Here is a 24,399-nt window from a genome sequence, read left to right as displayed (position 1 = left end):
GGAGCGCGCGAGGTGGTGCGCGTGAGGGGGTGCGCGGGGGATTGCGTGGGGAGGGCACGATGGCACCGTGAGACTCGAAGCGATCACCTGGGAACGGCTGACCGACGCCCTGGCCGCTCGTGCCCTGGAGACCGAGGCCGACGACGGCAGCCCCTGGCTGCGGATCGCCGTGGACGGCGCCCCGGCGGCGCACCCCGGCGTACCGGCGGAAGCGCTCGCCGACGCGCTACGGCTCCGGGGCCGCTCGGTGCTGGTCGTCGGGACCGGCGGGTTCCTGCGGCCCGCGTCGCTGCGGTACGAGTACGGGCGGCACGAACCCGACTCGTACTACGACGGCTGGTTCGACACCGGGGCGCTGTGGCGCGAGGTGTTCGGGCCGGTGGAACCGGGCGGCTCCGGTCTGGTCCTGCCCGACCTCTGGGATCCCGCGACCGATCGCGCGACCCGCAGCCCACGGGTCGAACTCCCGCCGGGCGGCGTGCTGTTGGTGCACGGTCCGCTGCTGCTCGGCCACTGGTTCCCGTTCGACCTGACGGTGCATCTGCGGCTGTCGCCGGCCGCGCTGCGCCGCCGTACCGCCGAGGACGAGTCGTGGACGCTGCCCGCCTTCGAGCGGTACGAGAGCGAGGTCGGCCCGGCCGACGCCGCCGATGTCCTCGTACGCGCGGACGATCCGCGCCACCCCGCCTGGGCGCCCCGGCGGAACTGAACCGTTCCCGCGCGGGATCACCGTCTACGGCACCGGTGGTCTGCCGCCGGGCCGGGCGACCGAGAGGGCGCCGGCGCGGCAGCCCGCAGCCGCCGCCGTCACCGGGTCGGCGCCCGCCAGCAGGGCCGCGAGAAAGGCGCCGTTGAACGCGTCGCCCGCCCCGGTGGAGTCGACCGCCCGCGCGGCGGCGGACGGGACGCGCGCCGTCACCGCGCCCTCCGCCGCCACCAGCGCGCCTTCCGCTCCCAGCGTCACCACGACGAGCGGGAACCGGCGGCTCAGCTCGGCAGCCGCCTTCTCGGTGTCCGGGACGCCGGTGAGCAGCCGGGCCTCGTCCGTGTTCGGCAGGAGTACGTGGACACCGTCGGCCGCCGACAGGAACACCTCGGGCCCGAGGTCCGCGATGAAGCCCACCGACGCGGGGTCCACGCTCACCGGGATGCCACGTGTCCGCGCCGACTCCACGGCCGCGCGCACCACCGCGCGGCTCGTGGCGGCGAAGAAGAGATAACCGGAGATGTGCAGCCGGCCCACGCCGTCCAGCAGCGAGGCGGACCAGTCGGCGGCGCACAGGCGCAGCACGGCCCCGCTGTCGGTGAGGAAGGTGCGCTCGGCGGAGGCGTCGACCAGCGAGACGACGGTGGCGGTCGCCGCGTCGTCGTCCACCACGAGCAGCGGCCGGACGCCCGCCGCCCTCAGCCGCTCCTCGTGCCAGCCGGCGGCGTCCGCGCCGACCCGGCCGAGCAGCCGGACGTCCGAGCAGCCCGTGAACGCCGCCCAGCACGCCGCGTTCGCGCCGGCGCCCCCCGGCAGGGTGCGGATCTCGGCGGCGGTGTCCGTGCCGTGCGTGAGCGGCTTACGGTGCCGGGCCACCACATCGGTGACGACGTCCCCGACGATCAGCAGCGCGCCCGCGTCGCCGTCGACGGGGCGCCCCTCGCTCACCGCGCCGCCGCGATCAGCGCGGCCAGTCGTACGTTGCCGCGTACGGCGGCCAGATTCGCCTCCAGGGACGCCCCGCCGGTCCGCCGCATCAGCTCGCCCAGCAGGAACGGCGTGACCGCCTGCCCGCCGATGCCCCGCTCCCGGCACTCCGACAGCGCCTCGGCGAGCACCCGGTCGTGCAGCTCCGGATCGAGCTGGTCCGCCTCCGGTACGGGGTTGGCGACGATCAGCGCCGCCCGCGGTCCGCCGAGCGAGTCCTGGGCGGCCATCACCGCCGCGACCTCCCGCGGGGTGTGCACCGTCCAGTCCACGGGCTCCCCGGACGAGGTGAGATAGAAGCCGGGGAAGCGCTCCGTGCCGTAGCCGAGGATCCCGACGCCCAGGGTCTCCAGCCGCTGCAAGGTCGCCGGTACGTCGAGGATCGACTTCACGCCCGCGCACACCACCGTGATCCCGGTCTCGGCGAGCAGCCGCAGATCCGCCGACTCGTCCTGCGCCCGGACCCAGTCGCGGTGGACACCGCCCAGGCCGCCGGTGGCGAAGACCCGGATCCCGGCGCGGGCGGCGAGGAACGCCGTCGCGGACACGGTCGTCGCGCCGTCGGCTCCCGTGGCCAGGGCGGGCGCCAGATCACGGTGGCCCAGCTTGCGGACGGAAGGGTCTCCGGCGACCCGCTCCAACTGGTCCTTGTCCAGGCCCACATGGGCCCGGCCGTCCAGTACGGCGACGGTGGCGGGGACGGCGCCGCCGGACCGTACCAGCGCTTCCAGTTCCTCGGCGACGGCCAGATTGCGCGGTCGCGGCAGACCGTGCGCGATGATCGTCGACTCCAGCGCGACGACGGGCCGGCGCGCGTCGAGCGCGTCGCGTACCTCGGGGGACAGCAGCGGTGTCGTGTCAGGCATGTCCCATCCCTGGCACGGGACGGGGCCCCGCAAACGTCGGCCGCCGGGGTGGATACGGCGCGCGGCGTCAGAACAGCGGCGCGGGCAGTACGCCCTCCAGCGCCAGCAACTGGCGCTTGGTCTCCAGACCGCCCCCGAAGCCGCCCAGTCCGCCGCCGCTCTCCACCACCCGGTGGCACGGGACCACGATCGGCAGCGGGTTGGACCCCATCGCGGCGCCGACCGCCTGGGCCGCGCCCGGACTGCCCACCCGGTCGGCCAGCTCGCCGTAGCCGACGACCGTGCCGTACGGAACGCCGGCCGCCAGCTCGCGGAGCACCTGGCGGTTGAAGCCGCCCGACAGCGACCAGTCCAGCGGCAGCTCGAACTCCCGGAGGGTGCCGTCGAAGAAGGCCGCCAGCTGACGTATCGGCTCGGCGAGCCGGCCCGTCGGATCCTCGACGGGCTCGACGCCGAACCGCCCCTTCAGCTGCCGAAGTGCCGCCTCCCGGCGCCCGGTCGTGGCGTGGAAGACAACTGTCACAAGTCCTTCACCGGTGGCGGCCAGCAGCAGCGGACCGATGTCGCTTCCGACGACGGCCCACCGCACCGACGGCGCTTTGCTGTTCATGCCGACAACGCTACGGCCAGGGTCTGACAACGCGCCCCGTTCCCGCCACGGACCGCCGCTCAGCCCACCGCGTTCCGCACCACGTCGGGGTTGTTGGTGATGATGCCGTCCACGCCGAACGCGTCCACGCGCAGCGCGCCCGCCGCGTCGTTGACCGTCCAGGTGCTGACCGTCAGCCGCTTGCCGTGCGCGCCCTTCAGCCGGTGCACGGCGGCCACGTACTCGGCGGTCAGCGAGGAGTGCGTCGGGTTGATCTGGTCGGTGAACTTCGCGTACGACGGCAGGTCGGCCACCGCCGGCGTACCGAGGAATCCGGTGATCACATCGGGCCGCTGTTCGTGCACGGCCTTCACGCTGTCCGCGCCGAAGCTCTGGATGACGAGCTTGTTCCGCACGTGCGAGCGGTCCAGCCAGCCCTCCGCGCGGAGCACGCGCAGGATGTCCTTCTCGATGCCCGGGTACAGCTCGGGCGCCTTGATCTCCAGAAGAAGCTTCTGGCGGTTGTCCTCGACGGTGTCCAGATACCGCTTCAGCGTCGGCACCCGCGCGCCCGCGAACCCGGCGCCGAACCAGCTGCCCGCGTCCAGCCGCGCGATCTCCGCCGCGGTGAAGTCCTTCACATTCCACGGAGCGCGGTCGGGGAAGACCTGCTCGGCGTCGGTGGTGCGCTTGAGGTCGGTGTCGTGCAGGACGACCAGCTCGCCGTCCTTCGTACGCTGGACGTCGTTCTCCACCCAGTCGATACCCAGCTCCTCGGCCTTGTCGACGGCGGCGAGGGTGTTCTCCGGCGCGTAGGCGGAGGCGCCGCGGTGCGCGATGACCAGCGGATCGGCGCCGTGCCGGGCGGACCCGGCGGACGTCTGCGGGGCGTCGGCCCGGGGCGCGGCGGCCGACGTGGTCCCCGGCAGAACCAGCGCGGCGGCTCCCAGCAGCGCGACGGTCGCGGTCACAGAGGTGCGTGCGTACACGTGGACTCCTTGCGTCGATCGATCACAGACGGGCCGAGAGTGACAGTCGGCGGCCAACACGCGACAGGCGAAGGTTGGCCACAACGTGAACGGAATGCGCCCGAGCCGGCCCCGGAGACCGTCCCCATGTCGACAAAAGGGTGACCTGATGTTTGCTTGCCGAGCCGCTGGTCATACCCTCGCCCCCGGACCAGCGCTTCCGCAGACGGCTCATCAGGAGCGAAGGGCGTACCACATGCAGGGCACCACCGACGGATTCAGCTACGGCCTGATCACCCCCGTGGCGGCCTTCCTCATGGCCTGCCTCGGCGGCGCGCTGGGCCTGCGCTGCGCCATCAGATCCCTGCACACGGCCGAACGCGGCCGCAAGGCCGGCTGGCTCGCGCTCGCGGCCATCGCGATCGGCTCGGGCGTCTGGACCATGCACTTCATCGCCATGATGGGCTTCGCGGTCGCCGAGACGCCCATCACGTACGACCCGGCCACCACGCTCGCCAGCCTCGCCCTGTCCATCGTCATGGTCGGCCTCGGCATCTTCATCGTGGGATACCGCGGCACGACCACGATGGCCCTGGTCACCGGCGGCACCGTCACCGGCCTCGGCATCGCGAGCATGCACTACCTGGGCATGGCCGGAATCCGCCTCCAGGGCGGCATCGAGTACGACACGCTGACCGTCGGCGGCTCCGTCGCGATCGCCGTCGTGGCGGCCACCGTGGCGCTGTGGGCCGCCTCGTCCGTGCACAGTCTGCTGATGAGCCTGGCCGCCAGCCTGGCGATGGGTGTCGCCGTCACCGGCATGCACTACACCGGCATGGCGGCCGTCCACGTCCATCTGCGAGTCCCCGACGGATCCGCCGGAGGCGTCGAAGGAGGCGAACCGGCGGCCACGCTGCTCGGGCCCATGCTGGTGGGGCCCGGTGTCTTCCTGCTGCTCGCGGCCGTCGTGGTGATCTTCGACCCGCTGATGGTCATGGGCGGGCAGGAGAGCGGCGCCCCGGCGCCCGGGGGCCGGGGAGGCCACGAGCGCGCCCTGCCCGGTGTGCCGGCCCAGCGGGCCCGCCCGGAGCCCACGTACGGCGAGAGCGCCGAGGAGAGGCTCTCCCGACGGTCCGGGGCCGCCGGGAGAGGCGGCGGGTCGCGGGGCGTCCACGACTGGTGACCCGGCGGGTGAGCCGACCGGTGACCTGGTGGGCGGTTCCAGGGGCGGTCGCGGGGGCGCTGCGACGGGTGATCCACCCTCGACTGTCAGTGGGTGGTCGTACGGTGGATACATGCGGCCAGTTTCCAAGATCGAACGTACTTTGGCGCCTTTTGAGGTCATCAGCTCCTACCAGCCCAGCGGCGACCAGCCGACGGCGATCGCGGATCTGGAGCGCCGCATCCGCGCAGGTGAGCAGGATGTCGTCCTGCTCGGCGCGACGGGTACCGGCAAGTCGGCCACCACGGCCTGGATGATCGAGAAGCTTCAGCGCCCCACCCTGGTGATGGCTCCGAACAAGACGCTGGCGGCCCAGCTGGCGAACGAGTTCCGCGAGCTGCTGCCCAACAACGCCGTCGAGTACTTCGTCTCGTACTACGACTACTACCAGCCCGAGGCGTACGTCCCCCAGTCGGACACCTACATCGAGAAGGACTCCTCGATCAACGACGAGGTCGAGCGGCTGCGCCATTCGGCGACGAATTCGCTGCTCACCCGCCGTGACGTGGTCGTGGTCGCGTCCGTCTCCTGCATCTACGGCCTCGGTACGCCCCAGGAGTACGTGGACCGGATGGTGCCGCTGAAGGTCGGCGAGGAGTACGACCGCGACCAGCTGCTGCGCCGCTTCGTCGACATCCAGTACACGCGCAACGACATGGCGTTCACCCGCGGCACCTTCCGCGTCCGCGGCGACACCATCGAGATCTTCCCGGTCTACGAGGAACTGGCCGTGCGCATCGAGATGTTCGGCGACGAGATCGAGGCCCTGTCCACGCTCCACCCGCTCACCGGCGAGATCATCAGCGAGGACCGGGAGCTGTACGTCTTCCCGGCCAGCCACTACGTGGCGGGGCCCGAGCGCATGGAGAAGGCCGTCAACGGCATCGAGCGCGAGCTGGAGGAGCGCCTGGCCGAGCTGGACAGGCAGGGCAAGCTCCTGGAGTCCCAGCGGCTGCGCATGCGCACCACGTACGACATCGAGATGATGCGCCAGATCGGTTCCTGCTCGGGAATCGAGAACTACTCGATGCACTTCGACGACCGCTCGCCCGGCACCGCGCCCAACACCCTCCTCGACTACTTTCCCGAGGACTTCCTGCTGGTCATCGACGAGTCGCATGTCACCGTGCCGCAGATCGGCGCGATGTACGAAGGCGACGCGTCCCGTAAGCGCACCCTGGTGGACCACGGCTTCCGGCTGCCCTCCGCGCTGGACAACCGCCCGCTGAAGTGGGAGGAGTTCCAGGAGCGCGTCGGCCAGACGGTCTATCTGTCGGCCACGCCCGGCAAGTACGAACTCTCGCGCGGCGACGGGTACGTGGAGCAGATCATCCGCCCCACCGGGCTCATCGACCCCGAGGTCGTCGTCAAGCCCACCGAGGGCCAGATCGACGACCTGGTGCACGAGATCCGCGCCCGCACCGAGAAGGACGAGCGCGTCCTGGTCACCACCCTCACCAAGAAGATGGCCGAGGACCTGACCGACTACTTCCTCGAACTGGGCGTCCAGGTCCGCTATCTGCACAGCGACGTCGACACGCTGCGCCGTATCGAGCTGCTGCGCGAACTGCGCGCGGGGGAGTACGACGTCCTCGTCGGCATCAACCTCCTGCGTGAGGGTCTCGACCTTCCCGAGGTGTCGCTCGTGGCGATCCTCGACGCCGACAAGCAGGGCTTCCTGCGCTCGGGGACCTCGCTGATCCAGACGATCGGCCGCGCGGCGCGCAACGTCTCCGGCCAGGTGCATATGTACGCGGACAAGATCACCCCGGCGATGGAGCAGGCCATCGACGAGACCAACCGCCGCCGTGAGAAGCAGATCGCGTACAACACCGAGCGGGGACTCGACCCGCAGCCGCTGCGCAAGAAGATCAACGACATCGTGGCGACCATCGCGCGCGAGGAGGTCGACACCGAGCAACTGCTCGGCACGGGCTACCGCCAGGGCAAGGAGGGCAAGCAGGCGAAGGCCCCGGTGCCGTCCCTCTCCCGGTCGGGCCCGGCGGGCAAGCAGGGCGCGGTGGTCACCGACCGGCCCGCGGCCGAACTGGCCGGAATCATCGAGGAGATGACCGAACGCATGCGTGCGGCGGCGGCCGATCTGCAATTCGAGGTGGCCGCGCGGCTGCGTGACGAGGTGGGCGAACTGAAGAAGGAGCTGCGGCAGATGAGGGAAGTGGGGCTGGCCTGACGGCGCCGTACCTGGTGTGTTGCAAGACCGACACAAAAACGGCCGAAGTCTCCTGCGCTGTCAGTGCGACTGCGTAGGGTACGGGACAACCGCACACATGGACGGTTGCGGGGGAACTTCCGAGAGGGGACAGCGCGTGGTCGACGTATCCAAGGGCAGTGCCGGCGGCCCTGGGGTCAACCTGACCAAGGGGCAGGCCATCAGCCTGGAGAAGAGGGGCGGCGGCACCCTGACCGCGGTACGCATGGGGCTCGGCTGGCAAGCCGCCCCGCGTCGCGGCCTGTTCGGGTCGCGCACCCGTGAGATCGACCTGGACGCCTCGGCGGTGCTCTTCGCCGACAAGCAGCCGGTCGACGTGGTCTTCTTCCGCCACCTCGTCAGCGACGACGGCTCGGTGCGGCACACCGGTGACAACCTCGTGGGCGGCGCCGGACAGGGCGGCGACGACGAGGCGATCCTCGTCGACCTCCAGCGGGTCCCGGTGCACATCGACCAGATCGTCTTCACGGTGAACTCGTTCACCGGCCAGACGTTCCAGGAGGTGCAGAACGCCTTCTGCCGCATCGTCGACGAGACCAACGGCGACGAACTCGCCCGCTACACGCTCGACGGCGGCGGTCAGTACACCGCGCAGATCATGGCCAAGGTGCACCGCGCCGGCGCCGGCTGGCAGATGACCGCCCTGGGCAACCCGGCCAACGGCCGGACGTTCCAGGACCTGATGCCGGCGATCCTGCCGCACCTGTAGGCACGGCTCCCGCCAGCGCAAGCGCAGCTCCCGGAGGCAAGGCCGCCGGGAGCTGCACCGCTTGCCCAGGGCTTGTCGACAGACAGTCTCACCAGGCACCAGGCACCGGGCAGCGCCATCCGCACCACCCAGCAGCATCCAGCACCGGCCGAACGGTCTCACCGGGCGGTTCGGGCACGGCACCACAGAACGACATCACTACGGGGCACCGAAGCGGGACCGACGAGGGGACAGAGGCGATGACGGCCGAGCTGGTCCGGGGGCAGAACCATCCCTTGCCACACAGCCGACTGGAGATCCGGGTGACTGCCGGAGCACCGGTCCTGGCGTGCGCCACCCTCGGCGACGACCGCGGCACGGTCCTCGGCGTCGAGTGGATCGCCCACCCCGGTTCACCCACGCTGCCCGGCATCGAGGTGTCCCGGCAGGCCGCCGCCGGGCTGCGCTTCCATGTCGACCTGGGGGCCGTACCGGACCGCGCGCATCTGGTGCACGTCCTGCTCGCGCTCCCCGAAGGCGTCGGCGGACCGACCAGGTTCGGCACCACGGCGGCCCCGTTCGCGGCCGTCACCGCCACCGACGGCACCGAGATCGCCAGCTTCACCATCACCGGCCTCGAGGCGGAGTCCGCCGTCGTCGCCCTGGAGCTGTACCGCAGGCAGGGGGCCTGGAAGGTCCGCGCCGTCGGCCAGGGGTACGCGGGCGGGCTCGCCGAGCTGTTCGGCGACCAGGGCCTGCCGGGGGCCGTCGAGTTCGCCGCCGGGATCCAGGAGACGGTGGCCCGGCACATGGCCAGCGCGATCCAGACGCCGCTGACCGGCACACCGGACGGCGTACGTGTCCGCTCCGACCGGTCCGCCACGGCCACCCAGCCGGGCCAGACCGCGGGGGGCGCCGGGGGCGCCGCGGGCGCCGGCACCGGCGCGACGCCGCACCAGTTGCCGGGCACTCCCGGCCAGCAGCCCGCCGGTCCGGCGGACGGCCAGGGCCAGCAGCCCGCCGCCGCCTCCCACGGAGGCACCGCGGGCGGCCGGGTCAACTACACGCATCCGCGCCGGCAGACCACGGCTCCGCCCACCCCGCCGCCGCCCGCCGCCCCTCCGGCACAGCCCGGTCAGGCGCCCCGCCCGGTCGCGGGCGACGCGACCGGCTGGTCCATGGAGGAGCGCCTGTACAACCAGGTGTGGGGCATGTTCGAGGACCTGGCCCGCGCCACCGCCGCGTACCGCAGCGCCGTCGACTTCGCCGAGTCCCGCATGGATCAGGAGCTGGACCGGGTGCTGTCGGACCCGCGCAGCAGGATCGGCGGCACCGGTGACAGGGCCCGCGAGGTGGCCCGCGCCAAGCGCGACCAGCTCACCGACCAGGCCCGGGAGGCCCTCGACCGGGACCTCGGCCAGCTCGCCGCCGAGTCCGCGGTCGTCGAGCCCGCCCTGCCGCCCGCGTACGCCCGCTGGGACAACCCCGTCTGGCACGCCTACCGCGTCCCGATGGACAACCCGATGGCGCTGCGCCTCGGCGATCTCCATCTGCCCGAGCGCACCGACCTGCGGATCCCGATGCTGGTCAGGCTCCCGTTGGAGCGCGGCCTGTGGATCGACAGCGGCCGGTCGGGCTCGGAGGCCGCCCTGATGCTGGACGAGGGGCAGCTGCGCGCACTCGCCGTGGACAACGCGGTGAGTCATGCCGCACGCCTCCTCGCGGCGTACCCGCCGGGCGAGTTCACCGTGCATGTGATCGACGCCGCGGGCTCGGCAGCCATGTCCCTCGCCCCGCTGGTCGCCGCGGGCGTGCTGAACCAGCCACCGGCGCGCGGCGCCGCGGGTGTCTCCGCCGCGCTCGCGAAGCTCACCCAGCGGGTGGACCTCGTGCAGATGGCCATCAGGGGCGGCGCGGCCGACTCGCTGCCACCCGATCTCGACACCGGCGAGCAGTTGCTCATCGTCAACGACTTCCCGCACGGGTTCGACGACCGGGCGGTCACCCAGCTGCGCTATCTCGCCGACGAGGGCCCGGCCGTCGGTGTCCATCTGATGATGGTCGCCGACCGCGAGGACGCGAGCGCGTACGGCCCTGTGCTGGACCCGCTCTGGCGCTCGCTGCTGCGGATCACACCGGTCGCCGACGACCACCTCGCCGACCCGTGGGTCGGGCACGCGTGGACGTTCGAACCGCTGACGATGCCCCCGGGCAGCCAGATACTCCGGCAGGTGCTCGACCGGGTCGCCGAGGCGCGGCGCGCCTGGCGCCGTTGATCCACCCGTAGCCGGCCACATGGCAGCTGACCTGCACCTTGGCAACCGCTTGAACCGGGACTTTACCTTTTCTTGGTGTTTCCTGTACTCTCCATTGAACGGAGGGGAGTACTCCCGCACCGCGACGTACCCGTCAATACGGACCGCCATCGGTCCCGGGGCGTCGGCCCGCCGGCGCAGATGAGACGCTCGGGTGGAAGAGACCTCCGGCAGCGACGACGCTGATCAGTAGCCGTACGACGCCGGAGGCGCAGTGGACGTTTCATGGACTTTGTGGGCCCTGACCATTCTTGGTCTGTGTGCCCTGATCGCGGTCGACTTCCTCATCGGGCGCAAGCCCCATGACGTGTCGATCAAGGAAGCCGGTATTTGGACGATCGTCTGGATCGTTCTCGCCGTACTCTTCGGCATCGGCCTGCTGATCTTCGGCAACAGCCAGGCATCGGGCGAGTTCTTCGCCGGATTCATCACCGAGAAGTCGCTCAGTGTCGACAATCTCTTCGTCTTCATCCTGATCATGGCGAAGTTCTCGGTGCCCTCACACCTCCAGCAGCGGGTGCTGCTCGTCGGTGTGCTCATCGCCCTTGTTCTGCGTGCCATCTTCATCGCGGCCGGTGCGGCGATCATCGGCACCTTCTCGTGGGTCTTCTACATCTTCGGGGCGTTCCTGATCTACACCGCCTGGAAGCTCATCCAGGAGGCGCGCGCCGGTGAGGAAGAGGAGGAGATCGAGGACAATCGCCTGCTGAAGTCGGTCCAGAAGCGCTTCGGCGTCGCCGACAGGTACCACGGCACGAAGCTCTTCATCCAGAACAACGGCAAGCGCATCCTGACCCCGCTCATGGTGGTCATGATCGCCATCGGCACCACCGATGTGCTGTTCGCACTGGACTCGATCCCGGCGATCTTCGGTCTGACCCAGGACCCGTACATCGTCTTCACCGCCAACGCCTTCGCGCTGATGGGTCTGCGGCAGCTGTACTTCCTGATCGGCGGCCTGCTCAAGAAGCTGGTCCACCTCAGTTACGGCCTGTCGGTGATCCTCGGCTTCATCGGCGTCAAGCTGGTGCTGCACGCACTGCACGAGAACGGGGTGCATGTCCCGGAGATCTCCATCTCGTTCTCGCTCGCCGTCATCTGCGGTGTGCTGATCATCACCACGATCACCAGTCTGATCGCCTCCAGGAAGCAGTCGGAGCGCGAGGAGGCCGAGGGCAAGGTCGAGGGCAAGAACAGCGAGGGCAAGGCCGACATCGAGGCCTGACCGCGCCCCTCGTACGGGACACGACGTACGGGACGCGAGTACGAGACACCCGGACCGGGGCGAGTGGCTGCCAGCCGCTCGCCCCGGTCCCGTCCGTACGCCGGCCGGCCCCCGCGGTTCAGTAGGTGACGGTGACGCGCCGCGCCGGTCCGTCCACCCGCGCCGTACCGCCGTGGGGAATGACCAACTGCGGATCCGTGTGCCCGAAGTCCACGTCCAGGACGGCCATCGTGTCGGGGGCGTAGATGTCCAGTGCCCGCACCACCGCCGCGCGCTGGTCCCGCGCGTAGCGCGCCGACTGCTCCGGGCTGTTCCGCCGGTCCAGGGACCAGGTCTTGGGCCGTCCCATCAGCAGCGCGGGGAAGCGCCGCAGCAGCCCGCGCTCGCCCATGTCCCACAGCATCCGGAAGACCTCGTCGGCGTCCGGCAGTTCCTCCGAGGTCTCCAGCAGCAGCACACAGCCGTCGTACGCGCAGAGGTCGTGCTGGATCTCGCGGTCCGCCGTGAGCAGCCCGGACAGGGTCTCCAGATTTCCGCCCCAGGTCCGGCCCTCCACCACCCGCCGCGGCCCGTGCAGCGTCCATCCCGTGCCCGGCTGGGTCTGCGGCTCCGAGCGGAAGGTCTCCGGGTCGGCCCAGTCGCGGTCGGTGTCGCGAAAGCGTGTGGCGGGGGTGAGTTCGTACGGCCCCGAGGTGAAGAGCGCGGCGCGCAGCGACGCCTCCGTAAGAGGATCCATCGCGCCGGGCCGGCCCAGCTCGCACATCACGCTGCCGCCGTGGAAGGCGACGATCCCGGTGTTCCACAGATAGGCCAGCAGATTGGTGTTGTCGCTCCAGCCGAAGAACGGCTTGGGATGGGCGCGGATCAACTCGCGGTCCAGCAGCGGCAGAACGGTGATCTGGTCGTCGCCGCCGATGCTCGCGATGACGGCTCTGATCGTCGGATCGGCGAAGGCGGCGTGGATGTCGTCGGCCCGCTCGCGCGGTGTCGAGCCCATCTTCCGGGTGGTCGGATACTCCACCGGCACCAGGCCGAAGTCCTTCTCCAGCCGGGTCAGGCCGAGTTCGTACGGCAGCGGGAGCAGACCCGGCAGCCCGGACGAGGGGGAGAGCACGGCGATCCGGTCGCCGGGGCGGGGCTTCGGGGGATACGTCGGCGGCTGCATACGGCGGAGCGTAATGAGCGCGCCGAACGGGGCGCAGCCGGTTTTCCGGGCCCCGCCGACGCCCGCTACCAGCCGCGCTCGCGCCAGACGGGCAGCTGCGGGCGCTCGGCGCCGAGCGTGGTGTCGTCGCCGTGGCCGGGATAGACCCAGGTCTCGTCCGGCAGCCGGTCGAAGAGCTTCGTCTCGACGTCGTTGATCAGACTGGCGAAGGCGGCCGGGTCCTGGTGCGTGTTGCCCACGCCGCCGGGGAAGAGGCAGTCGCCCGTGAAGAGGTGCGGGTGGCCGTGCGGGTCGTCGTAGACCAGGGCGATCGAGCCCGGGGTGTGGCCGACGAGATGGCGCGCGGTCAGCTCGATCCGGCCGAACCCGATCGTGTCGCCGTCCTCGACCGGCACGTCGGTCGGGACGGGGATCCCCTCGGCGTCGTACCGCCCGGCGTAGGTCACGGCGCCGGTGGCGGCCACGACCTCGGCCAGCGCCTGCCAGTGGTCCCCGTGCCGGTGGGTGGTGACGACGGACACGATGCCGTCGTCACCGATCAGCGTCAGGAGCGTCGCCGCGTCGTTGGCCGCGTCGATCAGCAGCTGCTGCCCGGTGGCCCGGCAGCGCAGCAGATAGGCGTTGTTGTTCATCGCGCCGACGGCGACCTTGGAGATCATCAGGTCGGTCAACTCGTGCACATCGGCCGGTCCGTCGATCTTCACGGCTCCGCTGTATGTCATACGACTCAGCCTATAGCGGAGGCAGTACGGGCAGCGAGGAGTCCGATGTGCTCAGCGCCGATCCGTCGCGGCGGCCGGCGAGCCAGCCCATGAGGTCGGCCGCCGGGCCCGTGACGGTGGCCGGAGTGCCGTCGGCGCGGCCGGTGCGCCAGGTCCGTCCGTCGGGGGAGGTCAGGGCGAGCGGGGGTACGTCGGCGTGCCCGGCGAAGCGCTCGGTCAGGAAGTCGGTCTCGCGTTCGACGAAGTCGTCGGGGAGATCTTCGAGTTCCAGGCCGATGCCGAGGTCGACGTGGTGCAGCTGGACTTCTACGAGCCTGCGGAACGGGACCCGGGCGGCGACATCCGTCACACCGTTACGGAGTGCGACCGTGCGTGCCCAGTCGGCGGGGACGGCCGCCACCCGCAGGAAGCGCTCGGCGGTGGCGCGTACGTCCGCGACCTGGGCGTCCAGGGGGCGCGGGGCGTCCCGCTCGATGTCGGTGTCCCGGGTGACGGCGTCCGGGTACATGGGCCGGCCTTCGAGCACATTGACGAGCGCGTCGGCGTTCCTGGCCAGATGAGCCAGTACATGGCCACGGCTCCAGCCCGGCAGCCGTGACGGCTCGGCCACGGAGGCGTTGTCCAGTCGGGCGGCCGCGGAGAGAAGCCGCTCGGTCGCTTCACGCAGGGATTCCAGGTCGCGCACATGATCAAGCATGAGGGCGACGATAGTCCCACCACTCCTTCGGGTGAAGGCAGCGACAAGCAGCCGTAAATCGAATGCGCGTGCTATAAGCTCGGCGGAGGCATCCTGGTAAGGAGCCCTCGCAACCCGGTGCCCCAGTGACCCGGGTCATTCCTTCAGTCAGTCCATCGCTCTGGCGACCCCCATTACTCTGGGAAGGGGGCTCCGCCCCTGCTTCTCTCTAGAAAGGTGCGGACCGGCGTGGCCGACCGTCTCATCGTCCGTGGCGCTCGCGAACACAATCTCAAGAACGTCTCGCTCGACCTTCCCCGTGACTCCCTGATCGTCTTCACCGGGCTCTCCGGGTCGGGCAAGTCCTCCCTCGCGTTCGACACGATCTTCGCCGAGGGACAGCGTCGCTATGTCGAGTCGCTGTCCTCGTACGCCCGGCAGTTCCTCGGTCAGATGGACAAGCCGGACGTCGACTTCATCGAAGGCCTCTCGCCGGCCGTCTCCATCGACCAGAAGTCCACCTCCCGCAACCCCCGCTCGACGGTCGGCACGATCACCGAGGTCTACGACTACCTCCGGCTGCTCTTCGCCCGGATCGGCAAGCCGCACTGCCCCGAGTGCGGCCGGCCGATCACCCGCCAGTCGCCGCAGGCCATCGTGGACAAGGTCCTGGAGCTGCCCGAGGGCAGCCGCTTCCAGGTGCTGTCGCCGCTGATCAGGGAGCGCAAGGGTGAATTCGTCGACCTGTTCGCCGACCTCCAGACCAAGGGGTACAGCCGGGCGCGCGTCGACGGGCAGACCATCCAGCTGAGCGAGCCGCCGAAGCTCAAGAAGCAGGAGAAGCACACCATCGAGGTGGTCGTCGACCGTCTCACGGTGAAGGGCAGCGCCAAGCGCCGGCTGACCGACTCGGTCGAGACCGCGCTGGGGCTCTCCGGCGGCATGGTCGTGCTCGACTTCGTCGACCTCCCGGAGGACGACCCCGAGCGCGAGCGGATGTACTCGGAGCATCTGTACTGCCCGTACGACGACCTGTCCTTCGAGGAGCTGGAGCCGCGCTCCTTCTCCTTCAACTCACCCTTCGGCGCCTGCCCCGACTGCACGGGCATCGGCACCCGTATGGAGGTCGACCCGGAGCTGATCGTCCCCGACGAGGAGAAGTCGCTCGACGAGGGTGCCATCCACCCGTGGTCGCACGGCCACACACGGGAGTACTTCGGCCGGCTCATCGGCGGACTGGCCGAGTCCGTCGGCTTCCGTACGGACATCCCGTGGGCCGGGCTGCCGCAGCGTGCCAAGAAAGCCCTGCTGTACGGCCACAAGACCCAGGTCGAGGTGCGGTACAGGAACAGGTACGGCCGCGAGCGGGCGTACACGACCCCGTCCTTCGAAGGCGCCGTCTCCTTCGTCAAGCGGCGGCACTCCGAGGCGGAGAGCGACACCAGCAGGGAGCGCTTCGAGGGCTACATGCGCGAGGTGCCCTGCCCCACGTGCCACGGCACCCGGCTCAAGCCGCTCGTCCTCGCCGTCACGGTCATGGACAGGTCCATCGCCGACATCTCCGCGATGTCGATCAGCGAGTGCGCCGACTTCCTCGGCCAGATGACGCTGAACGCGCGGGACAAGAAGATCGCCGAGCGCGTCCTCAAGGAGGTCAACGAGCGGCTGAGGTTCCTGGTCGACGTCGGCCTGGACTATCTCTCGCTCAACCGCGCGGCCGGCACCCTCTCCGGCGGCGAGGCGCAGCGCATCCGGCTCGCCACCCAGATCGGCTCCGGGCTGGTCGGCGTGCTCTACGTGCTGGACGAGCCGTCCATCGGCCTGCACCAGCGCGACAACCACCGGCTGATCGAAACCCTCATCCGGCTGCGCGACATGGGCAACACCCTGATCGTGGTGGAGCACGACGAGGACACCATCAAGGTGGCCGACTGGATCGTCGACATCGGCCCCGGCGCGGGCGAACACGGCGGCAAGGTCGTCCACTCCGGGACGTTGAAGGAGCTCCTGGACAACGAGGAGTCCATCACCGGGCAGTATCTGGCCCGCAAGAAGGCCATCCCGACGCCGGACGTCCGCAGGCCGGGCGACCCCGGCCGGAAGCTCACGGTGCACGGCGCGCGGGAGAACAACCTGCGGGACATCGACGTGTCCTTCCCGCTCGGCCTGTTCACCGCCGTCACGGGTGTCTCCGGATCCGGCAAGTCGACCCTGGTCAACGACATCCTCTACACACACCTGGCCCGCGAGCTGAACGGCGCCAAGTCGGTGCCGGGGCGGCACACCCGGGTAGACGGGGACGACCAGGTCGACAAGGTCGTGCATGTCGACCAGTCGCCCATCGGCCGCACACCGCGGTCCAACCCGGCCACGTACACCGGGGTGTTCGACCATGTGCGCAAGCTCTTCGCCGAGACGATGGAGGCGAAGGTCCGCGGCTATCTCCCCGGGCGCTTCTCCTTCAACGTCAAGGGCGGACGCTGTGAGAACTGCGCGGGCGACGGCACGATCAAGATCGAGATGAACTTCCTGCCGGACGTGTACGTGCCGTGCGAGGTCTGCCACGGCGCGCGCTACAACCGGGAGACCCTGGAGGTCCACTACAAGGGCAAGTCCATCGCCGAGGTGCTGGACATGCCCATCGAGGAGGGACTCGACTTCTTCGAGGCCGTCCCGACGATCTCGCGCCACCTCAAGACGCTCAACGAGGTGGGCCTCGGCTATGTGCGGCTCGGACAGTCCGCGCCGACCCTCTCCGGCGGCGAGGCGCAGCGCGTGAAGCTGGCCAGCGAGCTTCAGAAGCGCTCCACGGGCCGCACGGTCTACGTGCTGGACGAGCCCACCACCGGGCTGCACTTCGACGACATCAGCAAGCTGATCAACGTGCTGTCGGGGCTGGTCGACAAGGGCAACACGGTGATCGTCATCGAGCACAACCTGGACGTCATCAAGACGGCCGACTGGGTCGTCGACATGGGTCCCGAGGGTGGCAACGGCGGCGGGCTCGTCGTCGCCGAGGGCACACCGGAGGAGGTGGCCGGGGTCGCGACCAGCCACACCGGGAAGTTCCTGCGGGAGATCCTCGACGCGGAGCGGATCAGTGACGCGGCTCCCTCGGGCCGGGCGAAGTCACCGGCCCGTAAGACGGCGGCCAGGGCGGCCGGCAAGACGGCCGGCAAGACGGCCGCCAAAACGTCGGCGAAGAAGACCGCGGCCACGAAGACCGCCGCCACCAAGACGGCGGCCCGGTCCCGGAAGGCCTGACACCGGTTCGGCCGGGGCGTCCCCCGGGGCGCCTCGGCCGAACGTATGCGCGGGATCTGGGTCAGAATGGTCACCTTCCATCAATCGGCAGGATGAGAGATGAAGGTGTCCGAGCAGCAGCGTGGCGACAGCGCTTCCGTCGTCCGGATCATGGCAGAGGTCCTCGGAGCCGATGAGTTGAAGCCCTCCGACAGCTTCTACGACTTCGGCGGCACATCCCTCCAAGCGGTACGCATATGCACCCGGGTCAAGAGAGAGCTGGGCATCCGGGTCTCTCCCGACACGGTCTTCGACAGCGAGACGGTCGCCGACTTCCAAGCCGCCGTGATCGCCCACGGCGAAGCCGTCTGACGGGGACGGAGACCGACTTCCCATGTCCCGCATGTCCCCCATGCCGCGCACGTCCGGCGCGCGGCTCATCCACGAGGCCGTCGCGCGGCAGGCCCGGCTCCGGCCGGACGCCACCGCACTCGTCTTCGCGGGCCGGTCCGTCAGCTACCGGACGCTCGACCTGGCGGCGGAGGCGTACGCCGTACGGCTCGGCGCGCTCGGGGTGGACCCCGGGCAGCTCGTGCCCGTACTGCTGCCACGCTCGCCCCAACTGGTGGCCGTGCTCCTCGCCGTACTCAAACGCGGCGCCGCCTACGCGGCGCTGGACCCGAAACTGCCCGCCGACCGCCTGCGGACCGTGCTCGACATGCTCGCGCCGCCGGTCGTCGTGGGCCCGTCGCGCGCACAGGACGCCGACGGCCGCGCCGTATGGGCGCCGCCCGCCGAGGAGTTGAGCGAGGCGGCCGGACGGGCCCCGGACCCGGCCCCGGGACCCACGCCCGATCAGGACGGGGCGGACGGGGCCGCGCCCGCCACCGTGTTCTTCACCTCGGGCACCACCGGCACCCCCAAGGGAGTTCTCTCGCCGCACCGTGCCACCACCCGGCTGTTCGGCCCGGACAGCTTCGCCGCCTTCGGCCCCGGCCGCGTGATGCCCCAGGCCGCACCCGTCTCCTGGGACGCGCTCACCCTCGAACTGTGGAGCATGCTGACCACTGGCGGCACGGTCGTGCTCGTCGACGGCGACTACTTCCTCCCCGACGACCTGGCCGAACTCGTCGAATCCACCGGCCTCGACACCGTCTGGCTCACCGCCGCCCTCTTCAACCTCTTCGTGGACGAGGACCCCGACTGCTTCACCGGACTGCGCCAGGTCTTCACCGGCGGCGAGCGGCTCTCCGCCCCGCACGTCAGGGCCTTCCTCGCCCGCCACCCGGGAATCACCCTGCTCAACGGTTACGGCCCGGTCGAGTGCTGTGTCTTCGTCACCACCCACCGGATCCGACCGGCCGACTGCGAGGCCGAGTACGGCATCCCGCTCGGCACACCGGTCCCCGGCACCGCCATTCATGTCCTCGACGGCGACACCGAGGTCCTGCCCGGCGCGCTCGGCGAGATCTGTGTCTCCGGGGAGGGCCTGGCCGACGGCTATCTCAACAACGAGCGCGCCACGGGGATGAGTTTCACCACATTCGACCCCGGCACCGGTCCCCTGAGGATCTACCGCACCGGTGATCTGGGCCGGCTCGACAGCCACGGCACACTGCACTTCCACGGCCGCGCCGACCGGCAGATCAAGATCTCCGGGCATCGCGTCGAGCCCGCCGAGACGGAGGCCGCGGCCCTGCGTCTGCCGGGCGTACGGGAGTGCGCCGTGCTTCCCGTAGCCGGTGAGAGCGGTGCGTACGAACGGCTCGCGCTGTTCTACACCGCGCAGCCGCTCGACGGGACGGACGGCGCGGTTGGCACCGTTGACGCCGACGACGCGGCGGACAGCGCGGCCGACACCGCGGCGGACGGCGCCGTACCGGAGCCGGACACCGTACGGAAATCGCTCGCCGCCGTACTGCCGCGCGCCCAGGTGCCGGACGAGGTCCGGCGGCTCCGGTCCTTCCCCCGGACCCCCAACGGAAAGATCGACATCGTCGCTCTGTTGGACCCACCGGGCCGATAGACGCATGATCGGTGTCTGAATATCGCCGCACCGGCCTCAGCCGCCACCCCCCAGAGGTCCGTCCCAGTCGTTCGCACCACGAAGCGAGAAGCGATGGAACCGCGCACCTACCCGATGTCGTTCGAGCAGGAGTCGATCTGGCTCAACGACCAGTATCAGCAAGGCACCTCGCGCTATCTGGAGTCGTGGGTCCACCGACTGCGCGGACGCCTCGACATCGTTGCCGTCGAGTCGGCACTGACCGGCATCGTGGCCCGGCACGAGGCGCTGCGCAGTCGGCTGACCCTGATGGACGGCGTTCCCCGGCAGATCGTCCTCCCGCCGATGCGGGTCCCCGTCGACGTACGGCGTGTCACGGCGGACCAGCGGGAGAAGGCGCTCAGGGAGGCCGTCACCCGGCAGACGGACCTGGCCGAACCGCCGCTGCTGAAAGCCACGTTGCTGGTGACCGCCGACGGCGCTCCCGGCGCGGACGAGGAGTCCGTCCTGGCCGTCGCGATCCACCACGCCGTGATCGACGGCTGGTGCTTCAGCCTCCTCGACCAGGAGTTCAGCGAGCTGTACAACGCCGAGGTGGCGGGCCGGAGCCCCCGGCTGCCCGAACTGCCCGTCCAGTCGGGGCCGTACGCCCAACGCCAGCGGAGCACCGGCGGCGAGTACCGCGCGCGGCTGGTCGAACACTGGCGGGCCGAACTGGCCGGCGCGCCCGACGAGTCGTCCTTCCCGGCCGACCGCCCCCGCCCACCGGCCCTCAGCCACCACGGCGGCCAGGTCGAGTTCCGCGTCGACGCCGCCACGGGCGCGCTGATACGCGGCCTCGCCGCCCGGCTGCGGACGACACGCTTCGTCGTGCTGGCCGCCGCGCTGACCGCGCTGATCGGCCGGCACACCGGCCAGGACGACCTCGTCATCGGTACGCCGGTGTCGCGCCGCGACGAGCCGGAGACCGAGGATCTCATCGCCTGTCTCACGGACGTGCTGCCGCTGCGCGGACGGCCGCGTCACGACCGGTCGTTCACCGACCTGGTCGGCGAGATGAAGCATCAGGTCCGGTCGACGGTCCGGCACAAGGACGTGCCGTACAGCCATCTGGTGCGCGAGCTGGGCGTCGAGCGCACGCTGAGCCGGTTCCCGCTGTTCCAGGTGGTGTTCGCGGTCGACGACGCGCCCCCGTCGGCGCTCTCGCTGCCCGGCGTCGCCGCCGAGCGCGTCCAGGTGCACGCCGGGACGGCCAAGTACGACGTCTTCCTGCATCTGATACCCGACGGGGACGGATACCGCGGGCTGTGGGAGTACTCGGCCGACCTCTTCGACCGTACGACGGTCGACAGCCTGGCCGCCCGTTTCCGTACGCTCCTCGCCGACGCCGTCGCCCGGCCCGGGACCGCGCTCGGGGACCTGGCCGTCATGCCGGCCGACGACGAACGGCGGATGCTCACCGAGTGGGCCCACGGCGCGCCGCCGCCCCCCGAAGTCCCCCTCGTGCACGAGGCGTTCGCGCGCTCCGCCCGGCTGACACCGGACGCGCCCGCCGTCGTCGCGGGCGGGCGGACCCTGTCGTACGCGGAGCTGGACGCCGCCGCCGGCCGGGTCGCCGCACTGCTGGTGGCGCGGGGCGCCGCACGCCGCCCCGTCGGCGTCTGCGTGGAGCGGACCGCGGACCTGCCGGTGGCCGTCCTCGGGGTGCTGAAGGCGGGCGGCAGCTGTGTGCCGATCGACCCGGAGCATCCGGCGGAGCGGATCGCGTTCACGGTGCGGGACAGCGGGATCGACGTCCTGCTCACGCAGCGCGGGTGCCGGCCGGCCGAACTGCCCGCCGGTGTCGAGGCGCTGCTCCTCGACGCCCTGCCGGATGTGCCGGATGTGCCGGGGCTTGGCGACGGCACCGGCCCCGTCGTCCCGGTGGGGCCCGACGATCTCGTGTACGTCATCTACACCTCCGGTTCGACGGGGCGGCCCAAGGGCGTCGCCATGGGACACGGCCCGCTCGCCAACCTCATCGAGTGGCAGCGCCGACGGTCGGAGACCGGGCGGGACCCGGCAGAGGGGGCGCGCACGCTTCAGTTCGCGCCCCTCGGTTTCGATGTCGCGTTCCAGGAGATCTTCGCCACCTGGGCGGCGGGGGGCGCGCTCGTCCTCGTGGACGAACACGTCCGCAGAGACCCGCACCAACTGCTCGACCTGATCGGGTCGGAACGGATCGAGCGGCTGTTCCTGCCGTTCGTCGCGTTGCAGCAACTGGTGGAGTACGCGTGCGCCACCGACCGCCGCTGCGACTCTCTCAAAGAGGTCCTCACGGCGGGCGAACAGCTCCATGTCACCCCCGCCCTGCGGCAGTTCTTCGGCTCGCTCACCTCCGCCACGCTGGAGAACCAGTACGGCCCCTCCGAGACCCACGTCGTGACGGCGGAACGGCTGGGCCCCGACCCGGCCGCCTGGCCCGATCTGCCGAGCATCGGACGCCCCGTCGACGGCGCGACCGTCCTGCTGCTCGACGAGCGGCTGCGGCCCGTGCCGGCGGGCGCCGTGGGGGAGATCTGCGTCGGCGGGCCGGTGATCGCGCGGGGCTACGCGGGACGACCGGAGCTGACGGCCGAGAAGTTCGTGCCCGGCACGATCCCCGGCACGGGCGCCGCTCCCGGCACGGTCACGGGCACGGACCCCGGAACGAGCGGCGCTCCCGGCACGGGCACGCCGCCGGGGAGCCGCTTCTACCGCACCGGCGACCTCGCCCGGCTGCTCCCCGACGGCCGGATCCAGTACATCGGCCGGAGCGACGGCCAGGTCAAGATCCGGGGCCACCGGGTGGAGACCGGCGAGGTCGAGGCCGCCGTACGCGCCCAGCCCGGCGTGGCCGACGCGGCGGTCGTCGCCCAGGACCTCGACCCGGGGGCCGGCAAGCGGCTCCTCGCCTTCTACATCGCGGGTGACCCGGACGCGGCCGGTCCCGAGGAGATACGGCGGCGGCTGCGCGCCCGGCTGCCCGGCCCGCTGGTCCCGGCCCGCTGTCTCCCGGTCGACCGCTTCCCGCTCACCCCGAGCGGCAAGGTCGACCGCGCCATGCTCGCCGAACGCGCCGGCCACGGCGCGTGGGACACCGGCCCGGCCGCCGACGGCTCCCGTACGGCCACCCAGGAGCGGATCGCCCATCTGTGGTCGGCGCTGCTCGGCGCCGGCACCATCGGCACCCACGACGACTTCTTCGCGCTCGGCGGCGATTCCCTGCTGGCGACCCGCCTCGTCCTCGCGCTCCGGGAGGAGCTGGACGTCACGCTCCCGCTCCGTTCGGTCTTCACCTCACCGACCGTCGCGGGCCTCGCCGCACTGGTGGACGCCGCCTCCGTAGGAGGACGTACGGAGGCCGCCCCCGACCTCACCGACGACATCAGGCTCGCCCCCGACATCGTTGCCGCCGACGAGGTCCGCACCGTCGTCCCCGACCCGCGGCACGTCCTCCTCACCGGGGCTACCGGCTTCCTCGGCGCCTTCCTGCTGAGGGAGCTGCTGCGCCGGACCGACGCCACCGTGCACTGCCTGGTGCGCGGCAGCGACCAGCTGAACGCCGAGAAACGGCTGCGTACGGCCCTGGAGTCGTACGGCCTCACGGACCCGTCCACCGACCACCGTGTCACCGTCGTCACGGGCGATCTGGCCCGGCCACGACTGGGCCTCCCGGTGGCCGGCTTCGACCGCCTCGCCCGCACCGTCGACGCCGTCTACCACTGCGGAGCCGCCGTCAACCTGGTCTTCTCCTACGAGCAGTTGAGAGACGCCAATGTGTACGGCACGCAGGAGATCCTGCGGCTGGCCGCCCTCCACCGCACCGTGCCCGTCCACCACATCTCCACCGTCGGTGTGTACGGGGGCGGCGCGGCCGAGAGCGCGTACGGCGCCGGCGAGGGGCCGGCCCGCCCCGTACGGCCGCAGGAGCCGACCGGACCGGTCGCCGCGCTCGAACACGGCTATACGCGCAGCAAATGGGCCGCGGAGCGGCTCGCCGAGGCCGCCCGCGCCCGCGGGCTGCCCGTCTCCGTCTACCGGCCCACCCGGATCACCGGCGAGTCGACCACCGGCGTCTGCCAGACGGGCGACTTCATGTGGCTGCTGCTGAAGGGCTGCCTCCAGGCGGGCGTGGCCCCGTCGGACGTCGACACGGCCTTCGACCTCGTACCGGTGGACTACGTCAGCGCCGCCGTGGTGGAGCTCTCCCGCCAACCGGGCGCGGCGGGGCGGACGTTCCACCTCGCGGGGGAGCGCACGCTGCGCATGGACACCGCCGTGGCGCGCCTGCGGGCACTCGGTCACACCCTCCGGGACGTCCCGGCCGCCGACTGGCTCGCCGCCACCGAGGCGGATCCCGGCAACGCCGCCTTCCCGCTGCTCCCGGCCATGGCCGCCGAGACGAGGGGCGGGGGCTCGGAGGGGAGCGTGATCTTCGACGCGGAGGAGACCCGGCGTGCGCTGGAGGGCACCGGGATCGGCTGCCCAGACATCGACGAACAGCTCTTCCGTACCTATGTCGCGTACTTCACCCGCACGGGCTTCCTGCCGCCGCCGTCCCGCGCGGCCGGCGCTCCCCAGCCGCCGTCCCCCTCGCCCTCCCGGCCGCCGTCCTCCGCTTCCGTACCGAGGCCGCAGCCGCAGCCGAAGACCCGGGCGACCCCGACACCTCCCCCCGCCGCGCCTCGGCCTCATAGAGAGGCTGAGCGCCGGTGCGGAAGCAGATGACGGCCGGGCGCCGGCGCCGCTCCCGGCTCCCGGGGAAGGCGGC

The 24,399-nt window shown here is 71.2% G+C and carries 17 protein-coding genes; 10 read left to right on the top strand and 7 right to left on the bottom strand.

Features of this window, described 5'->3' with window-relative positions:
- Positions 1–67 precede the first annotated feature (67 nt).
- The gene (locus ACFYNU_RS13475) at positions 68–709 is read left to right on the top strand and encodes a uridine kinase (protein ID WP_356585925.1); all 642 of its coding nucleotides are present in this window, start codon (positions 68–70) and stop codon (positions 707–709) included.
- 24 nt (positions 710–733) lie between these two features.
- Here the strand turns inward: ACFYNU_RS13475 and ACFYNU_RS13470 are convergent, their stop codons facing one another.
- The 4 genes from ACFYNU_RS13470 to ACFYNU_RS13455 form a co-directional block, all read right to left on the bottom strand.
- Positions 734–1,654, bottom strand: coding sequence for a PfkB family carbohydrate kinase (locus tag ACFYNU_RS13470; protein ID WP_356585927.1), 921 nt, complete (start codon positions 1,652–1,654; stop codon positions 734–736).
- Positions 1,651–2,559: a pseudouridine-5'-phosphate glycosidase gene (locus tag ACFYNU_RS13465; RefSeq protein ID WP_356585928.1), complete on the bottom strand. Its 909-nt coding sequence runs from the start codon at positions 2,557–2,559 to the stop codon at positions 1,651–1,653. Before ACFYNU_RS13465 ends, ACFYNU_RS13470 begins: the two co-directional genes overlap by 4 nt.
- 67 nt (positions 2,560–2,626) lie before the next feature.
- Positions 2,627–3,169: a methylated-DNA--[protein]-cysteine S-methyltransferase gene (locus tag ACFYNU_RS13460; protein ID WP_356585929.1), complete on the bottom strand. Its 543-nt coding sequence runs from the start codon at positions 3,167–3,169 to the stop codon at positions 2,627–2,629.
- 59 nt (positions 3,170–3,228) lie between these two features.
- Positions 3,229–4,137, bottom strand: a complete 909-nt coding sequence (locus tag ACFYNU_RS13455) for a glycerophosphodiester phosphodiesterase family protein (RefSeq protein ID WP_356585931.1) — start codon at positions 4,135–4,137, stop codon at positions 3,229–3,231.
- A gap of 235 nt (positions 4,138–4,372) precedes the next feature.
- On the opposite strand from ACFYNU_RS13455, the gene ACFYNU_RS13450 reads away from it, so the two are divergent.
- The 5 genes from ACFYNU_RS13450 to ACFYNU_RS13430 all read left to right on the top strand — a co-directional run bounded on the left by ACFYNU_RS13450 (position 4,373) and on the right by ACFYNU_RS13430 (position 11,796).
- Complete coding sequence (locus ACFYNU_RS13450; protein WP_356585933.1) at positions 4,373–5,299, top strand: MHYT domain-containing protein; 927 nt, start codon at positions 4,373–4,375, stop codon at positions 5,297–5,299.
- A 112-nt stretch (positions 5,300–5,411) separates the two neighbouring features.
- Positions 5,412–7,529: an excinuclease ABC subunit UvrB gene (uvrB, locus tag ACFYNU_RS13445; protein WP_356585935.1), complete on the top strand. Its 2,118-nt coding sequence runs from the start codon at positions 5,412–5,414 to the stop codon at positions 7,527–7,529.
- 181 nt (positions 7,530–7,710) lie between these two features.
- The gene (locus ACFYNU_RS13440; RefSeq protein ID WP_031231966.1) at positions 7,711–8,277 is read left to right on the top strand and encodes a TerD family protein; all 567 of its coding nucleotides are present in this window, start codon (positions 7,711–7,713) and stop codon (positions 8,275–8,277) included.
- 239 nt (positions 8,278–8,516) lie between these two features.
- Positions 8,517–10,532 carry a TerD family protein gene (locus tag ACFYNU_RS13435; RefSeq protein ID WP_356585937.1) on the top strand — a complete coding sequence of 672 codons (2,016 nt, stop codon included), beginning with the start codon at positions 8,517–8,519 and terminating at the stop codon, positions 10,530–10,532.
- A 253-nt stretch (positions 10,533–10,785) separates the two neighbouring features.
- The gene (locus tag ACFYNU_RS13430; RefSeq protein WP_356585939.1) at positions 10,786–11,796 is read left to right on the top strand and encodes a TerC family protein; all 1,011 of its coding nucleotides are present in this window, start codon (positions 10,786–10,788) and stop codon (positions 11,794–11,796) included.
- Positions 11,797–11,914: 118 nt separating this feature from the next.
- On the opposite strand, the gene ACFYNU_RS13425 is transcribed toward ACFYNU_RS13430, so the two are convergent.
- From ACFYNU_RS13425 to ACFYNU_RS13415, 3 genes are all read right to left on the bottom strand, one after another.
- Positions 11,915–12,961: a S66 peptidase family protein gene (locus ACFYNU_RS13425; protein ID WP_356585941.1), complete on the bottom strand. Its 1,047-nt coding sequence runs from the start codon at positions 12,959–12,961 to the stop codon at positions 11,915–11,917.
- A 65-nt stretch (positions 12,962–13,026) separates the two neighbouring features.
- Positions 13,027–13,683, bottom strand: a complete 657-nt coding sequence (locus ACFYNU_RS13420; RefSeq protein WP_356585943.1) for an MBL fold metallo-hydrolase — start codon at positions 13,681–13,683, stop codon at positions 13,027–13,029.
- A 10-nt stretch (positions 13,684–13,693) separates the two neighbouring features.
- Positions 13,694–14,380: a maleylpyruvate isomerase family mycothiol-dependent enzyme gene (locus ACFYNU_RS13415; protein WP_356585945.1), complete on the bottom strand. Its 687-nt coding sequence runs from the start codon at positions 14,378–14,380 to the stop codon at positions 13,694–13,696.
- Between the two features lie 228 nt (positions 14,381–14,608).
- Here ACFYNU_RS13415 and uvrA point away from each other — a divergent pair, with 228 nt between their 5' ends.
- The 4 genes from uvrA (at position 14,609) to ACFYNU_RS13395 (ending at position 24,356) form a co-directional block, all read left to right on the top strand.
- Entirely contained in the window at positions 14,609–17,623 is a 3,015-nt protein-coding gene (uvrA, locus tag ACFYNU_RS13410; protein WP_356585947.1) for an excinuclease ABC subunit UvrA, read from the top strand.
- Positions 17,624–17,722: 99 nt separating this feature from the next.
- Positions 17,723–17,974 (top strand): acyl carrier protein, encoded by a 252-nt coding sequence (locus ACFYNU_RS13405; RefSeq protein ID WP_023542500.1) that lies wholly within the window; start codon positions 17,723–17,725, stop codon positions 17,972–17,974.
- A gap of 22 nt (positions 17,975–17,996) precedes the next feature.
- A complete protein-coding gene (locus tag ACFYNU_RS13400; RefSeq protein ID WP_356585950.1) occupies positions 17,997–19,628 on the top strand; it encodes an amino acid adenylation domain-containing protein in 1,632 nt (543 codons plus the stop codon).
- Between the two features lie 93 nt (positions 19,629–19,721).
- Complete coding sequence (locus ACFYNU_RS13395; protein ID WP_356585952.1) at positions 19,722–24,356, top strand: amino acid adenylation domain-containing protein; 4,635 nt, start codon at positions 19,722–19,724, stop codon at positions 24,354–24,356.
- Positions 24,357–24,399: the final 43 nt, after the last annotated feature.

The organism is Streptomyces sp. NPDC006643, assembly GCF_042870175.1.
GTDB lineage: Bacteria > Actinomycetota > Actinomycetes > Streptomycetales > Streptomycetaceae > Streptomyces.
This window is presented reverse-complemented; position numbering and strand designations above follow the sequence as displayed.

Excerpts from the sequence above, each read along its gene's own strand:
- ACFYNU_RS13395 (WP_356585952.1), top strand. The coding sequence starts at position 19,722 with ATGGAACCGCGCACCTACCCGATGTCGTTCGAGCAGGAGTCGATCTGG.
- ACFYNU_RS13400 (WP_356585950.1), top strand. The coding sequence starts at position 17,997 with ATGTCCCGCATGTCCCCCATGCCGCGCACGTCCGGCGCGCGGCTCATC.
- ACFYNU_RS13425 (WP_356585941.1), bottom strand. The coding sequence starts at position 12,961 with ATGCAGCCGCCGACGTATCCCCCGAAGCCCCGCCCCGGCGACCGGATC.
- ACFYNU_RS13465 (WP_356585928.1), bottom strand. The coding sequence starts at position 2,559 with ATGCCTGACACGACACCGCTGCTGTCCCCCGAGGTACGCGACGCGCTC.
- ACFYNU_RS13420 (WP_356585943.1), bottom strand. The coding sequence starts at position 13,683 with ATGACATACAGCGGAGCCGTGAAGATCGACGGACCGGCCGATGTGCAC.
- ACFYNU_RS13450 (WP_356585933.1), top strand. The coding sequence starts at position 4,373 with ATGCAGGGCACCACCGACGGATTCAGCTACGGCCTGATCACCCCCGTG.
- ACFYNU_RS13460 (WP_356585929.1), bottom strand. The coding sequence starts at position 3,169 with ATGAACAGCAAAGCGCCGTCGGTGCGGTGGGCCGTCGTCGGAAGCGAC.
- ACFYNU_RS13415 (WP_356585945.1), bottom strand. The coding sequence starts at position 14,380 with ATGCTTGATCATGTGCGCGACCTGGAATCCCTGCGTGAAGCGACCGAG.
- ACFYNU_RS13435 (WP_356585937.1), top strand. The coding sequence starts at position 8,517 with ATGACGGCCGAGCTGGTCCGGGGGCAGAACCATCCCTTGCCACACAGC.
- ACFYNU_RS13405 (WP_023542500.1), top strand. The coding sequence starts at position 17,723 with ATGAAGGTGTCCGAGCAGCAGCGTGGCGACAGCGCTTCCGTCGTCCGG.
- uvrB (WP_356585935.1), top strand. The coding sequence starts at position 5,412 with ATGCGGCCAGTTTCCAAGATCGAACGTACTTTGGCGCCTTTTGAGGTC.